Source organism: Blattabacterium cuenoti (genome assembly GCF_014251955.1).
GTDB lineage: Bacteria > Bacteroidota > Bacteroidia > Flavobacteriales > Blattabacteriaceae > Blattabacterium > Blattabacterium cuenoti_L.
In genome coordinates this window covers 286,231-304,331 of sequence record NZ_CP059203.1, presented here as the reverse complement: position 1 = coordinate 304,331, position 18,101 = coordinate 286,231, and the positions used below count along the sequence as shown (strand labels likewise).

At 28.3% G+C, this 18,101-nt stretch carries 16 protein-coding genes and 2 tRNA genes; 7 read left to right on the top strand and 11 right to left on the bottom strand.

Annotated elements, in window-relative coordinates; translation table 11 throughout:
- Positions 1–28: 28 nt before the first annotated feature.
- Complete coding sequence (mtaB, locus tag H0H53_RS01400; RefSeq protein ID WP_185870743.1) at positions 29–1,429, top strand: tRNA (N(6)-L-threonylcarbamoyladenosine(37)-C(2))-methylthiotransferase MtaB; 1,401 nt, start codon at positions 29–31, stop codon at positions 1,427–1,429.
- An 11-nt stretch (positions 1,430–1,440) separates the two neighbouring features.
- On the opposite strand, the gene lipB is transcribed toward mtaB, so the two are convergent.
- Complete coding sequence (lipB, locus tag H0H53_RS01395) at positions 1,441–2,151, bottom strand: lipoyl(octanoyl) transferase LipB (RefSeq protein ID WP_185870742.1); 711 nt, start codon at positions 2,149–2,151, stop codon at positions 1,441–1,443.
- A 102-nt stretch (positions 2,152–2,253) separates the two neighbouring features.
- Between lipB and lysS the strand changes: the two genes are divergently transcribed.
- A complete protein-coding gene (lysS, locus tag H0H53_RS01390; protein WP_185870779.1) occupies positions 2,254–3,762 on the top strand; it encodes a lysine--tRNA ligase in 1,509 nt (502 codons plus the stop codon).
- 52 nt (positions 3,763–3,814) lie between these two features.
- Here the strand turns inward: lysS and H0H53_RS01385 are convergent, their stop codons facing one another.
- A complete protein-coding gene (locus H0H53_RS01385) occupies positions 3,815–4,780 on the bottom strand; it encodes an amidohydrolase family protein (RefSeq protein ID WP_185870741.1) in 966 nt (321 codons plus the stop codon).
- Positions 4,781–4,786: 6 nt separating this feature from the next.
- Positions 4,787–5,410, bottom strand: a complete 624-nt coding sequence (rsmG, locus tag H0H53_RS01380; protein ID WP_185870740.1) for a 16S rRNA (guanine(527)-N(7))-methyltransferase RsmG — start codon at positions 5,408–5,410, stop codon at positions 4,787–4,789.
- 84 nt (positions 5,411–5,494) lie between these two features.
- Here rsmG and H0H53_RS01375 point away from each other — a divergent pair, with 84 nt between their 5' ends.
- A complete protein-coding gene (locus tag H0H53_RS01375; protein WP_185870739.1) occupies positions 5,495–6,688 on the top strand; it encodes a pyridoxal phosphate-dependent aminotransferase in 1,194 nt (397 codons plus the stop codon).
- 16 nt (positions 6,689–6,704) lie between these two features.
- On the opposite strand, the gene H0H53_RS01370 is transcribed toward H0H53_RS01375, so the two are convergent.
- The 4 genes from H0H53_RS01370 to H0H53_RS01355 form a co-directional block, all read right to left on the bottom strand.
- Positions 6,705–6,779 (bottom strand) — tRNA-His (locus H0H53_RS01370).
- A gap of 223 nt (positions 6,780–7,002) precedes the next feature.
- On the bottom strand, positions 7,003–8,064 hold the full coding sequence (locus H0H53_RS01365; protein WP_185870738.1) for a diphosphomevalonate/mevalonate 3,5-bisphosphate decarboxylase family protein: 1,062 nt from the start codon (positions 8,062–8,064) through the stop codon (positions 7,003–7,005).
- A 35-nt stretch (positions 8,065–8,099) separates the two neighbouring features.
- Entirely contained in the window at positions 8,100–9,503 is a 1,404-nt protein-coding gene (locus H0H53_RS01360) for a dicarboxylate/amino acid:cation symporter (RefSeq protein WP_185870737.1), read from the bottom strand.
- Positions 9,504–9,579: 76 nt separating this feature from the next.
- Positions 9,580–9,650 (bottom strand) — tRNA-Gln (locus H0H53_RS01355).
- Positions 9,651–9,884: 234 nt separating this feature from the next.
- On the opposite strand from H0H53_RS01355, the gene rpsP reads away from it, so the two are divergent.
- The gene (gene rpsP / locus H0H53_RS01350; protein ID WP_185870736.1) at positions 9,885–10,223 is read left to right on the top strand and encodes a 30S ribosomal protein S16; all 339 of its coding nucleotides are present in this window, start codon (positions 9,885–9,887) and stop codon (positions 10,221–10,223) included.
- A gap of 12 nt (positions 10,224–10,235) precedes the next feature.
- Here rpsP and truB read toward each other — a convergent pair whose 3' ends face one another.
- Genes truB through gyrB form a run of 3 tightly spaced genes read right to left on the bottom strand, consistent with a single transcriptional unit; the run spans position 10,236 to position 13,755 of the window.
- Positions 10,236–10,952, bottom strand: coding sequence for a tRNA pseudouridine(55) synthase TruB (gene truB, locus H0H53_RS01345; RefSeq protein ID WP_185870735.1), 717 nt, complete (start codon positions 10,950–10,952; stop codon positions 10,236–10,238).
- Positions 10,953–10,956: 4 nt separating this feature from the next.
- Positions 10,957–11,784, bottom strand: a complete 828-nt coding sequence (locus tag H0H53_RS01340; RefSeq protein ID WP_185870734.1) for an undecaprenyl-diphosphate phosphatase — start codon at positions 11,782–11,784, stop codon at positions 10,957–10,959.
- Positions 11,785–11,835: 51 nt separating this feature from the next.
- Complete coding sequence (gene gyrB / locus H0H53_RS01335; RefSeq protein ID WP_202983702.1) at positions 11,836–13,755, bottom strand: DNA topoisomerase (ATP-hydrolyzing) subunit B; 1,920 nt, start codon at positions 13,753–13,755, stop codon at positions 11,836–11,838.
- Between the two features lie 185 nt (positions 13,756–13,940).
- On the opposite strand from gyrB, the gene argH reads away from it, so the two are divergent.
- Positions 13,941–15,302: an argininosuccinate lyase gene (argH, locus tag H0H53_RS01330; RefSeq protein WP_185870732.1), complete on the top strand. Its 1,362-nt coding sequence runs from the start codon at positions 13,941–13,943 to the stop codon at positions 15,300–15,302.
- 8 nt (positions 15,303–15,310) lie between these two features.
- Here argH and trmD read toward each other — a convergent pair whose 3' ends face one another.
- On the bottom strand, positions 15,311–15,970 hold the full coding sequence (trmD, locus tag H0H53_RS01325; RefSeq protein ID WP_185870731.1) for a tRNA (guanosine(37)-N1)-methyltransferase TrmD: 660 nt from the start codon (positions 15,968–15,970) through the stop codon (positions 15,311–15,313).
- A gap of 118 nt (positions 15,971–16,088) precedes the next feature.
- Here trmD and der point away from each other — a divergent pair, with 118 nt between their 5' ends.
- Both der and ruvA read left to right on the top strand, forming a co-directional pair.
- Positions 16,089–17,429 carry a ribosome biogenesis GTPase Der gene (der, locus tag H0H53_RS01320; protein WP_185870730.1) on the top strand — a complete coding sequence of 447 codons (1,341 nt, stop codon included), beginning with the start codon at positions 16,089–16,091 and terminating at the stop codon, positions 17,427–17,429.
- A 43-nt stretch (positions 17,430–17,472) separates the two neighbouring features.
- Positions 17,473–18,090 (top strand): Holliday junction branch migration protein RuvA, encoded by a 618-nt coding sequence (gene ruvA, locus H0H53_RS01315; protein WP_185870729.1) that lies wholly within the window; start codon positions 17,473–17,475, stop codon positions 18,088–18,090.
- Positions 18,091–18,101: the final 11 nt, after the last annotated feature.

Here is an 18,101-nt window from a genome sequence, read left to right as displayed (position 1 = left end):
AATTCCTTTTTCCCCTTGGTTTTTTATTATGTTGAAAAAAAAAGTAGCATTTTACACTATGGGGTGTAAATTGAATTACGCAGAAACCTCTACTATTGCAAGAAAATTTTCTGATTTGAATTATGAACATGTTTCTTTCAATAGTTTTGCAGATATTTATGTGATTAATAGTTGTTCTGTCACAAAAAATGCGGAGACTGAATTTAAATGTATTGTACGTTCTGCTATGAGAAAAAACGAAAAAGCTTTTATTATCGCAATAGGATGTTATGCTCAACTTTATCCTAAAGAAATATCTTATATAATAGGAGTTGATCTCGTGTTAGGTTCTGAAGAAAAATTTCATATAATAGATTCTCTTGAGAAAGTTAATTTATCCAAAAAAAATTATCCTGCAAAAGTTCTTTTATCAAAGAAAACATGTTCTTATTTTTCATCGTATTCTTCGCCTTCTTCTACTACTACTATTGGATTTGGATATAATAGAACTCGTTCTTTTTTGAAAATACAAGATGGATGTGATTACAAGTGTAGTTATTGTGTCATTCCTATGGCAAGAGGTCCTTCTCGTTCTGAACATATAGAAAATATATTGAAAAATATCAAATGTCTTTTAAAAAAAGGGGTTAAAGAAATTGTATTAACAGGGGTAAACATTGGAGACTATGGAAAAAAAATATTTCATAAAAATGAACGTCTTACATATACCTTTTTTGATTTAATACAGGAAATAGATCAAATAAAAGAAATAGAAATGGGAAGAATCCGGTTATCTTCAATAGAACCTAATTTGTTGAAAAATGAATATATTGAATTTTTCTCAAAGAGCAAACATTTTGTCCCTCATTTTCATCTTCCTTTACAATCTGGAAGTAATGATATTTTGGGAAAAATGCAAAGACGTTATAGAAGAGAGCTTTATCAAGAAAAAGTGAAAACAATACGAAATTTAATACCAGATGCTTATATAGGTTCAGATATTATTGTTGGATTTCCTGGAGAAACACATAGACATTTTTTAGAAACTTATCATTTTTTGAAACAACTAGATATTTCATCTTTGCATATATTTACCTATTCTCGGAGACCAAATACAAAATCGTATACCATACAACAAGATAATAACGTCTCTAATAGAATACAGAAAAAACGAAACAAAACATTAAGAATTCTTTCAAAGAAAAAATATCGTTCTTTTTGTGAGAAACAAATTCATACAAAAAAAACGGTCTTGTTTGAGAATAATTCTTCTACTACTACGAATAATGAATATTTGTATGGGTATACAGAAAATTATATTAGAACAAAAATTTCTTTTATTCCAACATTTAGAAACACATTACAAGATGTCATTCTAAAAAAAATAGATGAGAAAGATGGGATTATGATTGCTGATGCTTCTACTACTAAATCTAAATCTATGGGATAATTTTTATTATTTTAAATGAATTCTACATGAAAAATTTTTTGAAAAGATTTTTTGACTAAAAGTTTCACTTCTGAAAAGGAAATATGAGGATTATTTCTTAATTCTTTTTTTAAGGAAGTCACTTCTTTATCTTTATCGTCAATTCCACAAGGAATGATATAATTGAAATACCGTAAATCTGTATTGACATTTAAAGCAAATCCATGCATTGTGACCCAACGACTGATTCTAATTCCTATCGCACATATTTTTTTTGATTTCCCTTTGACATTTTTTAACCAAACTCCTGTTTCCCCTTTTTCTCTAACCCCCTTTATTCCATAATTTTCATTTAAAAAATGAATGATAACTTCTTCTAAAAGACGTAGATATTTATGAATATCTGGAAAAAAATAATCCATATTTAAAATAGGATATCCTACTAATTGTCCGGGTCCATGGTAAGTAATATCTCCTCCTCTATCTATTTGATAAAATGTGGCATTTATTTTTTTTAAAAAATCTAATGAGACTAATAAATGTTTATCTTTTTTTCCGTTTTTCCCTATAGTATATACATGTGGATGCTCCACAAATAATAAATATCCGTGAATTTCTTTTTGAGAAAATCTATTTTTTCTTTTTTTTTGTATGAGATCATTAAATAAAGTTTTCTGATAATCCCAAGTTTCTTTATATTCTTTTTTTCCTAAATCCTCGAAGAATAGGATTTTCTTTTTCATAGTTTTAAAAATTTATTTAATATTATATATAAAAAAAACAAATGTACCTTCGTATATCCGTATGGATATTCCCTCTGCATGAAAAAAAATAAGGATATTTCTATGCTTCATTTATCAGAACAACAAATTATACGTATAAAAAAATTAAATCAACTAAAATTATTAGGAATCAACCCTTATCCATCAGAAGAATATTGTATTACAACTACTATTGTGAATATACAAAAGAAATTTACAGAAAAAGAAACTGTCAGTATTGCTGGACGTTTAATTCGTTTACGTATTTTAGGAAAAGCTTCTTTTGGAGAGATTCAAGATCATACAGGTCGTATTCAAATTTATTTGACTAAAAATCATTTTGATTCAGAAAAAATGGGAAAAGAGGATTCCTACAATATTTTTAAAAAACTTATAGATATAGGAGATATTATTGGAGTGAAAGGTTTTTTATTTAAGACAAAAATGAATGAAATGACAATACATGTTCATAGATTCACTTTACTCTCTAAATCTTTACGCCCATTACCACAAGTGAAAATGGATCAGAATAAAAAAATATATGATGCTTTTTCTAATACGGAACAACGTTATCGTATGCGTTATGTTGATCTAATTGTAAATGATCATGTAAAAGAAATTTTTTTAAAAAGGACTCGGATCATACGGGAAATGAGAAATTTTTTAGATAAAAAAGGATATATAGAGGTGGATACCCCTGCTTTACAATCCATTCCTGGAGGAGCTGTAGCTCGTCCTTTTGTGACCTATCATAATTCACTTGGAATTCCATTGTATTTACGTATTGCTAATGAACTTTATTTGAAAAGACTTATAATTGGTGGATTTCACGGAGTATATGAATTTTCTAAGAATTTTAGAAATGAGGGTATGGATAAAATTCATAATCCAGAATTTACTGTGTTAGAGCTTTATGTCGCTTACAAAGATTATTATTGGATGATGAAATTTACAGAAGAACTGATGAAGTGGATTTACAATAAAATAGTCCAAAAAAAAGACATTTTAATAGAAGAAAACAAAAAGATTAATTTTCAAAACCCATTTCCAAGAATCCCTATATTGAACGCTATTAAAACACATACGGGATTTGATATTAAAGATATGGAAGAGGATGACTTAAGAAAAGTTTGTAAACAATTGAATATAGAGGAAAATCTAAAAATAAGTAAAGCTAAACTGATTGAGACAATTTTTGAAGAAAAATGCGAAAAACATTACATCAATCCTACTTTTATTATTGATTATCCTTTAGAAATGAGCCCTTTAACTAAAAAACATCGTCATAAAAAAAATTTATCAGAACGTTTTGAACTGATTATTAATGGACAAGAAATTGCTAATGCCTATTCAGAACTTAATGATCCCATAGATCAACTTGAACGTTTTAGAGAACAAATCAAATTGTCCGAAAAAAAGACAGATGAATCTATGTTTATTGATAAAGATTTTATACGTGCTTTAGAATTTGGAATGCCTCCCACTGCAGGAATTGGAATTGGGATAGACAGATTGGTAATGTTACTCACAAAACAAAATTCTATTCAAGAAGTATTATTTTTTCCGCAAATGCGTCCAGAACCAGAAAAATAATAAGTCAAAACTCATCTTTATTTTTTTTTCTGTTTCTTCTCTTAGCTTATTTTTATTTTTTTAGTATTCCTAATACTTTTAATCCGTTTTCTGTCGCAATTTGAACCAAATGATCTATGTCATAATAATGACAAGCTTCTAACATCACACGTAATTCTATCCAAAGATTTCCATCAGAAAAGGGTTTGTATATATCACAGATATTATCTGTTCCAAAAGCGACTATGATTCCTTCAGGAACCATTTCATCTACTGGAGTGATAGAATTATGACTCGGGGTCAAACGTTCACTTCTAGTATGATCTATCCAAGCAATAGGACAAGATATTACCATTAAATTCGCTTTTTTCATTAATTGGTATATTTCATAACGATATTTTCTAGTATGCGATGCTAAAGAAATACTATGAATAGCCACTACTTTTCCTTGCATTCCATGTTCAATTGTTTTTTTTGCCAGTTTTTCAGTTTCTTTTTCTTCACTCGTATTAAATTGATCTACATGAACATGTACTAATTTTCCATTTTTTTTAGCAGTGTTCAATAAAACATCAATATGTTCGTCTTCTCTCCCATAATCTTTAGCGGGTAATCCACCAATAATATCCACAAATTCTATTGATTTATCAAACCAATATTTGGATTTTTTATCCAAAACTCCTTTAAGAACTTGATTCGCAAAACGAATATGGATAGAATGACCATAATTTTTTTTTAACTTTTTTGCGGCTTTTAAGGCGCGTTCTTCAATAATTTCATCTACATCTATGAAAGTACACAAAGCTTGTGTTCCTTGTATTAAGAAGTATTCCAAAGCTTTTTCCATACGAAGATAAATGTCTTCTTCTGTCGCTAAACGTTTCATTTCATCAACCAAATACCATTTTTTTTCAAGGGTAGAATAAGAGTATTGAAAATTTTTTTTTGTTAAAGTATAAGCTCTATCTAAGTGAGCATGAGCATTCACCCATCCTCCTTTTTCTTTTATTTTTTCTATAAAAATTTTTTTAGGGTTCATAATTATTTATTGGTTGTTGGAAATCCAAATCACTTTTTTGGTGATAAAAAATGGTTCTTGAAAAGAATGATATAGAGAATATTCTACAGCATGAGGAAATTCTTCTAATTCTTTAGAAAGGTCTCCTCCTTTTAAAAATAAGGATCCATTTGGAATGATTGAATTAGATTTATATCTAAATTTATTTTTAATCCAATTCTGTATTTTTGATGTTTTTGCCACAGCTCTGCTTACAACAAAATCAAATTTATTTTCTAATTTTTCTGCACGCATACAAATAGCATGTGCATTTTTTAAATGCAAATTTTTTATAATTTCCTCTACAATTTTTATTTTTTTATTAATAGAATCAACTAATATAAATTCTGTGTAAGGAAAAACTATGGATAAAGGAATCCCTGGAAATCCACCTCCCGTTCCCAAATCCATAACACGGGATCCATAAAAAAAAGAAAAAACTTTAGCGATCCCTAAACAAAAAAGGACATGTTTTTGATAAAAGTCGGAAAATGTTTTTTTGGAAATAATATTTACAGAAGCATTCCAGTATGTATATAATTTTTTTAAAGATGATAATTGATCAATTTGTTTATTCAATAAATCTGGAAAATATTTTTGAATCAATTCCATATGTTAATTAATTTATCTTATAGGATGGGTTAGAAATAATATTCAAATTTATTTAGATTTGTAATCATTTCAAATTTTCTATCTATGAAAAATAGATTATTATCCCATCGTTTACAAAATATATCTTATTCTCAAACTTTAGCTATGTCTGGAAAAGCTAGAGAATTAAAAAAAAAAGGATATGACATTATTAATTTAAGTTTGGGAGAACCAAATTTTTTTCCCCCTGATTTTGTTTTAGAAGCCGCAAAAAAAGCGATTGATGAAGGGTTTCATTATTATACTCCCGTATCTGGATATTTAGAACTGAGAGAAATAATATGCAAAAAATTTTTTCGTGATAATGAATTGAAATATTCAACGTCTCAAATTGTGGTTTCTACCGGTGGAAAACAATCTATTATGAATGTTCTTTTATCTTTACTTAATAGAAATGATGAAGTCATTATTCCATCACCCTATTGGGTGAGTTATTATCAAATGGTAAAATTGTGTGAAGCTTCTCCTGTAATCATCCCAACGACTATGAAAACAAATTTTAAGATTCATCCCGAACAATTAGAAAAAGCGATTACACCTAAAACAAAATTATTTATTTTTAGTACCCCCTGCAATCCTACAGGAAGTGTTTACTCCTATAAAGAATTAGAAGATTTAGTCGAAGTTTTTAAGAAATATTCAAAAATCATCATTCTTTCTGATGAGATTTATGAACACATTTGTTACTCAGGAAAACATACCAGTATTGGTATTTTTTCTGATATTCATAATCAAGTTGTTACACTGAATGGATTATCTAAAGCGTTTTCTATGACTGGATGGAGAATCGGATATATTGGAGCTCCAGAATGGATTGCTAAGTCTTGTGATAAAATACAGGGACAAACAACATCTTGTGCTAATTCCATTGCACAACGTGCAGCGATTTCTGCATTACAAGCTTCCCCCAATCAAATTGGATATATGATCAAGGAATTTAAACAGAGAAGAAATTTAGTTTTGAAAATGATAAAAAAAATTCCTGGATTTCAAGTGAATGAACCTGATGGCGCTTTTTATGTTTTTCCAAATGTTTCAGATTTTTTTGGAAAGAAATTTAATGGAAAAATTATTCATAATGCTGATGAATTATCAGATTTTTTACTTGAAAAAGCTCAAGTAGCTACTGTTAGTGGAAGCGCTTTTGGCGATAATGAAAGTTTACGTATTTCTTATTCTTCCACAGAGGGTCAAATAATAAAAGCTTTGACAAGAATAAAACAAGCGTTATTAAATTAATTTTTAGGGTGGGGTGGGTGGACGACCGGATTCGAACCGGCGACCCTCAGAACCACAATCTGATGCTCTCAACCAACTGAGCTACGTCCACCATCATAACAACCATAAGAAGAAGCAAGCATATAATAAAATAAGTAAGTTTATTTAGAGTTAGTAGTAGTAGTATCGTCGTTAGTATTAGGGAATTTCTCTAAATGAATTTTGTATGACAAAGATAGACAATTAATTTTATTTGTTTGTTATTTTATATTAAATTAATACATATACATACATAATACAACATATTCTCTTAAGATAAGAATAAAAAATAATAATTATATGCAAAAACTTTCTATAATTTTTTTACAGTAAGAGAACAGATCATTATATATCAATTTCATGATGAATTTTTTTTCTTGAATGGGATATAAAAGATGAACATTGGCTCCTGCATCTAGTGTAAAATAGATATTTTTTCTGCTTTGTTTTCTAAAATCCCATACTTTATAAAGAACGTTCAGTGTATTTGGTTTCATCCATAAAAAATAGGGATGAGAGGTCATAATCATGGCATGAAGACTCAAAGCTTCATGTTCTATTAATTCTCCAAAATCTTGTAAATCTCCTACTTTTAATATAGAGATCAGTCTCTCCATATTTTTATTAGCACATTTTAATCTCTCTTTAGCATAAGGATTATAATTCATTAGTTGATGTCCTTTTGAACTAGATATTTCTTTAGGATCTTCATCTATGACTAAAATAGTATCTACCATTTTTGTAAAAATAGGATGGACTTGATAGGGGTAGGGAATAGCATAAAGATTATTACTTCCTTTTATGGATTTATGCCCACCCCAAACTACAAGTCCAGGATAAATAGATCGACAAGCACTACCGGACCCTAATCTAGCTAAAAAAGAAGCTTTTTTTAAAAAAAAATCTTCCTTCAAAGAAGAAACTAATTTTTTTTCTATTTCCATGATACATAAAGCTAAAGCGCTCATAGAGGAAGCAGAAGAAGCGATTCCACTACTATGTGGAAAAGTGTTTTCTGTTTCTATCACAAAATTAAAATCTCGTAAATAAGAACAATAAAATGAAATTCTATGAAAAAATTCTAAAATTTTTGGAATAAAACTGATTTTTTCTTTTCCCGAAAAAAAAACTCTTACAGAAAAATTTCTTTCTTTTCTTTTTTTAAGATGGTAAATCAATCGTGTTACCGTGTAAACATCTACTAGGGAATAACTAATAGACGAATTCAACGGGATTTGAATTTTATTCTTTTTTTTTCCCCAATATTTTATTAGAGCAATATTGGAAAAACTCTTTTTTGTGACTACTCCATTTGGATCTATAGAATATTTTTGTTTTCTATAAAAAAACTTCTTCAAATTCAAAACAAAAATTCGTAATACGATTCAATTCATTAATCTTGATCACGTTTTTTTATATAATCTAACATTTTTTCATCGTCTAATTCTCCTTCGGAACGAGCTATCACACAACTAGCTAATCCATTTCCTATAACATTTACGGTAGTTCTAGCCATATCCATTAATTCATCTATTCCTATAATCGCTAAAATAGGCCAAGTCGGTAATCCAAAAGATGCTACAGTAGCTAAAAGAATGACTAAAGAGGCTCTAGGAACTCCGGCGACACCTTTACTTGTTAAAATTAAAGTTAACCCGATAAAGATTTGCTGACTAAAACTTAAAGGGATTCCAGAAGCTTGTGCGACGAATACAGTAGCTAAAGATAGATAAAGAGTAGTCCCATCTAAATTAAAACTATACCCTGCAGGAATAACAAAAGCAATAATTTTTCTAGGAACCCCTAATTTCTCTAAATTTTCCATAAGAAGAGGTAAAGCCGATTCTGAACTTGTAGTAGCAAATGCTAATGATACAGGTTCAGTTAAGGCTTTAACAAAACCTCTTAAAGGGACTTTTATCCATAAAAGAATGGGAAATAAAACAAATATCAAAAAGATCAGTAAAGCGATATAAAGTGTTAATAATAACTGAAAAAGATTATATAATATATCCAATCCCATATGTCCTACTGTATAAGCAATAGCGGATCCTACTCCTATAGGAGCGAAATACATAATTATCTTAGTAAATTTAAACATGATCTCGGAAAGACTCTCTGCAAAGAGTAATATAGGGGTACGTTTTTTTTCATCCAAGAATACCATAGATATCCCAAATATGACGGAAAATACAACAATAGGGAGTACATCTCCATGATATATTGACTTAATAAAATTTTCTGGAAATACATGAAGAATAGTCTCTTGCCAAGTTTTACTTTCTACTTTAGGCAATTGTTGTTCCGTGATTCCTGATGGCATTACAATTCCTACTCCCGCTTGAGATAAATTAATTGCAATAAGACCTATGAACAATGCGAGAGTGGTAACTATTTCGAAATAAAGAAGGGATTTCCATCCCATATTCCCTAATTGTTTAATATTTGAATGACTCGCTATCCCAACAACTAAAGTGGAAAATAAGATGGGAGCTATAATTGTTTTGATCATTCTTAAAAAAATTTGAGATAAAAATCTCAATTCTATAGCTATCTTTGGAAAATCTATTCCTACTTCTATTCCTATAATGATGGATAACAAAATCCAAGTAGTTAAGTCCTTTTTAAGAAAGGCATATAACATAAAAAGAGATATGACAAAATATCTAAATATGCAAAGAGGAAATTTTTCCAATCCCAAAAAGGATTTTAATAAGTGGATCAACACATATGCTAAAACACTTAAAAATGCTATTAGTAAAATTTTTTCTTTTTTTACTTTCATTCCAATACTCATTTTGTAAAATTCAACATTTCTCAGAAAAAAGTGTATTTGTATTCTTCTTCCCCAAACACAAAAAAAAATACGGCAACAGACCCGCAGGGACTCGAACCCCAACTAACAGAACCAAAATCTGCTGTGCTACCGTTACACAACGGGTCTTATAAAATATGAAAAATGTAAATATATACCATTTTTTTTTCAAAAACATTATAATAAGTAAAGGAAGGAAAGTGATAGGGTGTATGGATTCATAAGTCTGTTTTTCAACAATAAATCGTCATATTCATTTATTGTATGATAGAGAAAAAAAAGATAATTTTGTATTTTTAGTTAGTCTTCTACTAATGAAGTCAAGAAATTTTTGATTCTTGAAATCAAAACATCATAAAAATTATGTCTGTAAAAATACGTTTAAAAAGAATTGGTAAAAAACATAATCCTGTTTATCATATAGTTGTATCAGACTCTCGTTCTCCAAGAGATGGAAAATTTATTGAAAAACTAGGAACTTATAATCCTCATACGGATCCTCCTTCAACAGTATTAAAAATGAAAAATGCTGTTTCATGGTTGATGAAAGGAGCACAACCTACAGAAACGGTAAAATCCATTTTTTCTAAAAATGGTGTATTCCTCAAAAAACATTTATTAGAAGGAGTAAAAAAAGGCGTATTAACTGATGAAGAAGTCCATAGAAAATTTCATATGTGGTACAAACAAAAAAAAATATAAAATTCAATAGTTTTATTCCATGTAACATGGAAATCCTATAATTTTTGAAAGTTCTAATTCCATAGGCTTATTCATAGAAAAATATCCTATTTGTTCTCTTCTTAAAGAAAGTAAATATGCTCCACTTTTTAATGCTTGACCAAAATCTTTAGCTATAGATCTAATATAAGTTCCTTTCCCACATTCTATAAAAAATTTGATATAGGGAATTCTAATTTTTAGAATGTAAAATTGATAAATTTTTACACGTCTAGGTTTCAGATGACTGATTTTTTTGCCTTTTCTAGCATACTCATAGGATCGTTTTCCTTTTATTTGTAAGGCAGAAAAATAGGGAGGAAATTGATCAATTTCACCTAGAAATTTTTTTTTAGAAACTTGTTGAATCAATTCAGGAGTAATGTGAGATAAAGAAGAAAAATTACATTCTTCTGTTTCTGAATCAAATGATGGAGTTTCACATCCAAGCTTTATAATTCCTGTATAAATTTTATTGTAATTTTGAATACGATTTACTTGTTTCGTATATCTTCCTGTCAAAACAATTAAAAGTCCTGTTGCGAGAGGATCTAAAGTCCCCGCATGTCCTATTTTCAATGAATTTATAGAAGAAAGAGAACTTCTAATCTTTTTCCTAATTTTTTTCACTACTTCAAAAGAAGTATACCCCCATGGTTTATCTATTAATAAACGTTTTCCATGTATGAATTCTGAATAATTCAAAATCAAAATTTTATAATACAAAAAAATAATGAATCACGATAAAAACAATTCCCAAGATGATTCTGTAGTATCCGAATAATTTAAAATTATTTTTTTTTAGATATGTCATAAAGCATTTGATAGCAATCATTCCTGTAATAAAAGATACTATATTTCCAATAACTAATAATCCTATTTCTTGCAATAAGAATGGTTTCCATAATAAATTTGGAAAAATAAAAAATCTACGAAAATCAAATGAAAAATGAAAATAAGAGTCAAATAACTTTTTACATGTAGCAATCCCAATAATAGGGACGGATAAAAAAAAAGAAAATTCAATAGACTTTCTTCTATTAATATTTTGTAGCATACAAGAAACGATTGTCGTCGCACTTCTAGATACTCCTGGAATCAGAGCCATACATTGACATAATCCAATAATAAAAGCTTTAAAATAAGTGATCCTACTATTTTTAGTCAAGTTTTTTTCATAATAATTTTCTACTTTTAGAATGATTAATCCTCCTATAAAAATGGATATGGCTACCATCAGTGGATTTTCTAAAAAAAAATTTATTTTATTATTCAATAAAAAACCAAAAAATCCTATGGGAAGACTAGCTATCAAAATTTTTAGATAAAAATCCCATTTTCGAAAAAAAAACTGTTTTCTATATAAAACGAATACAGATAAAACAGCTCCAAACTGAACAGTGATTAGAAATAATTTAGTTATTTTTTTTTCAAGTATCCCCATCATAGATGCTGCAATAATCATGTGTCCTGTAGAAGAAATAGGGAAGAACTCTGTAAGACCTTCAATAATACCTAATAGGATTGATTGGGTATAATTCATTAATTTTTTATTATTTTTGTCAATCCAAAAAAAGAAAGAAAATGTTTATGATTAAACATCAATTTTTGCATGTATCGCATTGGTTTCTATAAAATTTCTACGAGGAGGAACTTCATCTCCCATAAGAATGGAGAATATTTTATCGGCTTCCGAATGATTTTCTATATGAACCTTTCGTAAGGTTCTTTTTTTAGGGTTCATAGTCGTTTCCCAAAGTTGTTCTGCATTCATTTCTCCTAATCCTTTATAACGTTGAACATTGACATGTTTTCTTCCTCCTAATCTATTGAGAATGGCTTCTCTTTCCTGATCATTCCAAGCATATTGAGAATGATTTCCTTTTTTGATTAAATAAAGTGGTGGCGTAGCAATATAAATATGTCCTTTTTCTATTAAAGGTTTCATATAACGAAAGAATAATGTTAAAATCAAAGTTGAAATATGACTTCCATCTATATCAGCGTCTGTCATAATGATAATTTTATTGTATCTAAGTTTTGTGACATTTAAAATTTTTTGATTTTCTTCTGTTCCAATAGAAACTCCTAAAGAAGTAAATATGTTTCTTATTTCCTCATTTTCGAATATTTTATATTGCATTGCTTTTTCTACATTTAGTATTTTTCCTCGCAAAGGTAAAATAGCTTGAAAATTTCTATCTCTCCCTTGTTTAGCTGTTCCACCTGCAGAATCTCCTTCTACTAAATAAATTTCACAAGTTTCTGGATTGTTTAAAGAACAATCTGCTAACTTTCCAGGTAAAAGACTGCTACTTACTGGATTTTTTCTTTGTATGAATTCACGTGCTTTTTTAGCTGCTTGACGTGCTTTAGCCGCTAATATCACCTTATCAATAATTTTTTTTCTATCTACAGGATGTTCTTCTAAATAAATATTAAACATTTCCCCTACAATTTTCTCTACAACTCCTCCTACTTCGTGATTACTTAATTTTGTTTTAGTTTGTCCCTCAAATTGAGGCTCCATAACTCTAACAGATATAATAGCTGTAATTCCTTCTCGGAAATCATCTCCCGTAAATTCCACTTTATCCTTATTGGAAAAAATTCCATGTCCTTCTGCATATTTTTTTAACGTTCTGGTTAAAGCTCTTCGAAATCCAGAAAGATGTGTCCCTCCTTCATAAGTATTTATGTTATTAACATAAGAATAAATTCTTTCTTTAAAAGAAGTATTGTATTGCATAGCTACTTCCACAAAAGTATTTTCTTTCTCTCCTTCAATAAAAAGAATATTTTTTGTTAATGATTCTTGATTTTTATCTAGAATAGGAAGATATTCTTTTAATCCATTTTTAGAAAAAAAATACTCTTTTTTTGAATTATTTTCTATGTTGTTTTTTTCATATGTTAAAAATAAGTGAAGTCCTTTATTTAAAAAAGATAATTCTTTCAAACGTGTAGACAATATATCATAATTATATATAATAGAACTAAAAATAGAACTATCAGCTAGATAATGAATTTTTGTTCCTTGCATATTCGTTTCCCCTAAATTTTTTACCTCATAAACAGGTTTTCCTTTGAAATATTCTTGTTGATAAATTTTTCCATTTCTGTAAATTGTAACTATAAGTTTTTTTGATAAAGCATTAACACAGGATATTCCTACTCCATGCAACCCTCCAGAAACTTTATAGGAATTCTTATCAAACTTTCCACCTGCACCAATTTTCGTCATAACCACTTCAAGAGCAGACTTACCTTCTTTTTTATGAATGTCTATTGGGATTCCACGTCCATTGTCTAATACTGTCACAAATCCATTTTTGTGAATAGTTACCCATATTTTATTACAAAAACCTGCCAATGCTTCATCAACAGAATTATCTATTACTTCGAAGACCAAATGATGCAACCCTCTAATTCCTACATCTCCAATATACATAGAAGGTCTAAGTCTTATATGCTCAATTCCTTCTAGAGATTGTATACTATCTGCCGTATACATAGTAGTAGGAGAAGAAGAAATAGAGTCGGTATTTTTTTTTTTATTATTATTCTCATTATGTTTGTTCATAATCCATGAATTTTATTAGAATAAATTTTTCCTATTTCCATAAAAATTTATAGTTTTATAATAATATTATATTCTATACAAAATAAAGATAGATAAAATCTAAAAAATATTACTACGTGAAAATTTGGGAAAAAAATAATATTATTAAAAATAAAGAAATAGAAGATTTTACTTCAGGAAAAGATTCTGAATTAGATATACTTCTGGCTCCACATGATGTTATAGGAACCATCGCTCATGTGATTATGTTAGAAAATATTGGATTGTTAAATAAAAAAGATTTAGAAGTTTTAATTCAAGAATTACGAAATATTTATATCAACGAAATATTAACAAATCATTTTATAATAAATGAAGGAATAGAAGATATTCATTCTCAAATAGAATTCTTATTAACAGATCGTTTAGGAGAAGTAGGAAAAAAAATTCATAGTGGTAGATCAAGAAATGATCAAATTTTGGTAGATTTGAAACTATTTGTTAGAGAAAAAATCAAAGAAATTGTATTCATCATCTCTTCTTTTTTTGACTTCTTATTAGAATTAAGTGAACAATATAAAAACGTATTAGTCCCTGGGTACACTCATTATCAAATAGCGATGCCTTCTTCTTTTGGTCTTTGGTTTGCTGCTTATGCAGAAAGTTTGATAGATGATATGTTGTTAATTCGTACAGCTTATCGTATTACCAATAAAAACCCTTTAGGATCCGCAGCTGGGTACGGATCTTCTTTTCCTTTAAATCGTAAAATGACCACTGAATTATTAGGATTTGAAAATTTAAATTATAACGTTGTATATGCTCAAATGGGACGTGGAAAAATGGAAAGAATAGTTACAGAATCACTTTCTTCTTGCGCAAGAACTTTGAGTAAAATGGCTCAAGATATTTGCTTATATTTAAGTCAAAATTTCAATTTCATTAGTTTTCCTGATCATCTAACTACCGGTTCTAGTATCATGCCTCATAAGAAAAATCCAGATGTTTTTGAGATCATCAGAGCAAAATGTAATAGGATCTCTTCTTTGCCAAATGAAATTTCTTTAATTTCGTCCAATTTGTGTTCAGGATATCATAGAGATTTTCAAATTATTAAAGAAAGATTCCTTCCTGTTTTTGATGAATTAAAAAAATGTTTTTCTATATTTAGGTATATGTTAAACAATATCATAGTGAAAAATGATATCCTGAAAGAGGATAAATATCACTATTTATTCAGTGTAGAAGTTGTTAATAAACTAGTCAAAGAAGGTTACTCATTTAGAGAAGCTTATCAAAAAGTAGGATTGGATATCCAAAATGGATCTTTTAAACCATTGACAAAAGAGATATTTTCTCATTCTCATGAAGGGAGTATAGGAAATTTATGTAATCAAAAAATTAGAAAAATGATGCAAGATGTAATCAAAGAATTTGATTTCGAAAAAATAGATAAAGTGATTGAACGATTAATTTATGGAAAAATTCATTTAATTTGATCAATATTTTATTTTTTTTTTATTAATTCCTGCAAGGATTTTTTAGATTTCCAATCTTTTATTTTTTTATGATGTCCAGATAAAAGAATTTTTGGGACTTCCCAACCTTTGTAGATTTTTGGACGGGTATAAAGAGGAGGAGGTGGAATAGTTTTTTGAAAAGAATCCGTAAGAATAGAATCTGTATTATTGATGACTCCAGGTAACAATCTGGATATTGCCTCTACTATTACAGCTGCCGCAAGTTCTCCCCCAGACAAAACATAATGCCCAATAGATATTTCTTTGGAAATCAAGTGATCTCTAATTCTCTGATCAATTCCTTTGTAACGTCCACAAAGAATAAGAATATTTTTTTTGTGAGTTAATTCGTGAGCATCTTTTTGTGAGAAAACTTTTCCATCAGGAGTCATGAAAATTTTTTCATCATAATCTCTTTCGGATAAAAGATTGGAAAAACATTGATATACAGGTTCTATTCTAATCACCATTCCATCTCCTCCACCATAAGGATAATCGTCCACTTGCTTACGTTTTCCAATTCCATACTGTTTTAAATCATGAACATAAATTTCAATTAATCCTTTGTCTATAGCTTTTTTTAAAATAGAATTGGAGAATGTACCCTTGAGAATTTCAGGAATAACGCTAACAATATCGAAACGCATGATTCTTAAGTTTAGTTTTTATTATAAATATAATTGACTCATAAAAATCTATGAATGAAACTAATGAAAAAATTCTACCTTTGTCATACATAATAATTTTTTATTTCATAAGGTAATAATGAGTTATATAGTCTCTATAGTTGGTCGTCCAAATGTAGGAAAATCTACCCTATTTAACCGTCTTGTAGGACGAAAAAAAGCGATTGTTCATATCAAAAGCGGTGTAACAAGAGATCGTATTTATGGAAATTCTGAATGGAATGGAGTTCCGTTTTCTATAATAGATACAGGAGGATATACTTCTTTTTATAAGAAGAATGCAGAAAAAAATAATAACAATGTTCTTGAAAAAGAAATTAGAAACCAAATTTTAATCTCTGTAAAAGAATCGGATGTCATTTTATTTTTAGTAGATATACAAATGGGGATTTTAGATACGGATAGAGAAATTTCTCAAATATTAAGAAAATTAAAAAAAACTATTTTGTTAGTCGTGAATAAAGTAGATAATGGAAAATACATGTATTACGATACAGATTTTTTTCTGTTAGGATTTAGCAACTATTACTGTATATCTGCTATAAATGGTAGTGGAACAGGAGAATTATTAGATAGATTAATAGAAATCTTGAAAAGAATAAGAAAAAAAATAAGAATAGAGAAAAACGAGGATATTCCCCGTTTCTCTGTCATTGGTCGTCCAAATGTAGGAAAATCGACATTGATTAACTCTTTTTTAGAAAAAAACCATCATATTGTCACAAATATTTCTGGAACTACTAGAGATAGTCTAGATGTATTCTACAAAAAATGGGGATATAAATGTATTTTAGTGGATACCCCAGGAGTGAGAAAAAAATCAAAAATTAGTGAAAGTCTTGAATTTTATTCTACTATGAGAACGGTAAAAACGATTGAATATACAGATATTTGTCTTTTGATGGTGGACGCTGTTCGTGGATGGGAAGCACAAGATACGAATATTTTCCGATTAATTGAAAGAAATTCCAAAGGAATCATAATTCTTATGAATAAATGGGATTTATTATTAAGTAGAAATTTTTCTAAGAAAAATTACGAAATTTCTATTAGAAAAAAAATTGCTCCATTTGATAATGTTCCTATTTTTTTTATCTCTGCTAAAAAAAAAGTAGGAATAAACAAGATACTCTCTACAGCTCATCAAGTTTTTCAATTACGTAAAAATAGATTAAAAACAAATCTCTTAAATAGAGTGATGTTACCCATTATGCAAAACAATCCTCCTCCTTCTGTAAAAAAAAAGTTGATAACAATCAAATATTGTACTCAGCTACCCACATATACGCCAAAATTTATTTTTTTTTCTAATTTTCCCCAGTATATAAAAAAATCTTATAAAAGATTTATTGAAAATAAGATTCGTTATCACTTTGATTTCAGAGGAGTTCCTATACAAATTTTTTTTAGAAAAAAATAATTTGTCTAATTTTTGATGAAAAAAACTTTTTTTTCTTTATACGGTGATAACACATTTAATAGGAAAATTAATAGAAAAAAATCAATCTTATTTAATAATAGATTGTCATGGAATAGGATATTATATTCATATATCTTCGTATACTTATTCGTCATTATTAGAAAAAAAAGAAGGAAAAAAAATACACATATATACTTATCTTTTTATAAAAGAAAATCAACATGTTTTGTATGGATTTTTTGATAAAATAGAGAGAAAAATATTTTCATGTTTGATCTCTGTCAATGGAATAGGTCCAAATTCTGCTGTAATTTTATTGTCTTCCTTAACTCCATATGAAATAGAAAAATCTATATATCAAGAAGATATAGAAACATTTAATAGAGTAAAGGGAATCGGAATAAAAACAGCAAAAAGAATTATAATTGAACTGAAGGATAAAATTTCTAAAGTTTTTTTTCCTAAGAAGAAAACAGGAAAAAACAACGTTAAAGAAAACTTCCCTAATATAATAAAAAAAGAAGCTTTAAGTGCTTTGAACGTCCTTGGTTTTTCTCCTAAAGAATCTAATAAAGTTTTGGATGAAATTTTAGAGAAACATCCAGAATTTTCTGTAGAAACCCTCATCAAAGAATCTTTAAAAAAAATTGCAAAATCATAAGAATTATAAAA

Bases quoted from the DNA above. Each gene is read 5' to 3' on its own strand.
- mtaB (WP_185870743.1), top strand. From the start codon at position 29: ATGTTGAAAAAAAAAGTAGCATTTTACACTATGGGGTGTAAATTGAAT.
- lipB (WP_185870742.1), bottom strand. From the start codon at position 2,151: ATGAAAAAGAAAATCCTATTCTTCGAGGATTTAGGAAAAAAAGAATAT.
- lysS (WP_185870779.1), top strand. From the start codon at position 2,254: ATGCTTCATTTATCAGAACAACAAATTATACGTATAAAAAAATTAAAT.
- H0H53_RS01385 (WP_185870741.1), bottom strand. From the start codon at position 4,780: ATGAACCCTAAAAAAATTTTTATAGAAAAAATAAAAGAAAAAGGAGGA.
- rsmG (WP_185870740.1), bottom strand. From the start codon at position 5,410: ATGGAATTGATTCAAAAATATTTTCCAGATTTATTGAATAAACAAATT.
- H0H53_RS01375 (WP_185870739.1), top strand. From the start codon at position 5,495: ATGAAAAATAGATTATTATCCCATCGTTTACAAAATATATCTTATTCT.
- H0H53_RS01360 (WP_185870737.1), bottom strand. From the start codon at position 9,503: ATGAGTATTGGAATGAAAGTAAAAAAAGAAAAAATTTTACTAATAGCA.
- rpsP (WP_185870736.1), top strand. From the start codon at position 9,885: ATGTCTGTAAAAATACGTTTAAAAAGAATTGGTAAAAAACATAATCCT.
- H0H53_RS01340 (WP_185870734.1), bottom strand. From the start codon at position 11,784: ATGAATTATACCCAATCAATCCTATTAGGTATTATTGAAGGTCTTACA.
- gyrB (WP_202983702.1), bottom strand. From the start codon at position 13,755: ATGTATACGGCAGATAGTATACAATCTCTAGAAGGAATTGAGCATATA.
- trmD (WP_185870731.1), bottom strand. From the start codon at position 15,970: ATGCGTTTCGATATTGTTAGCGTTATTCCTGAAATTCTCAAGGGTACA.
- der (WP_185870730.1), top strand. From the start codon at position 16,089: ATGAGTTATATAGTCTCTATAGTTGGTCGTCCAAATGTAGGAAAATCT.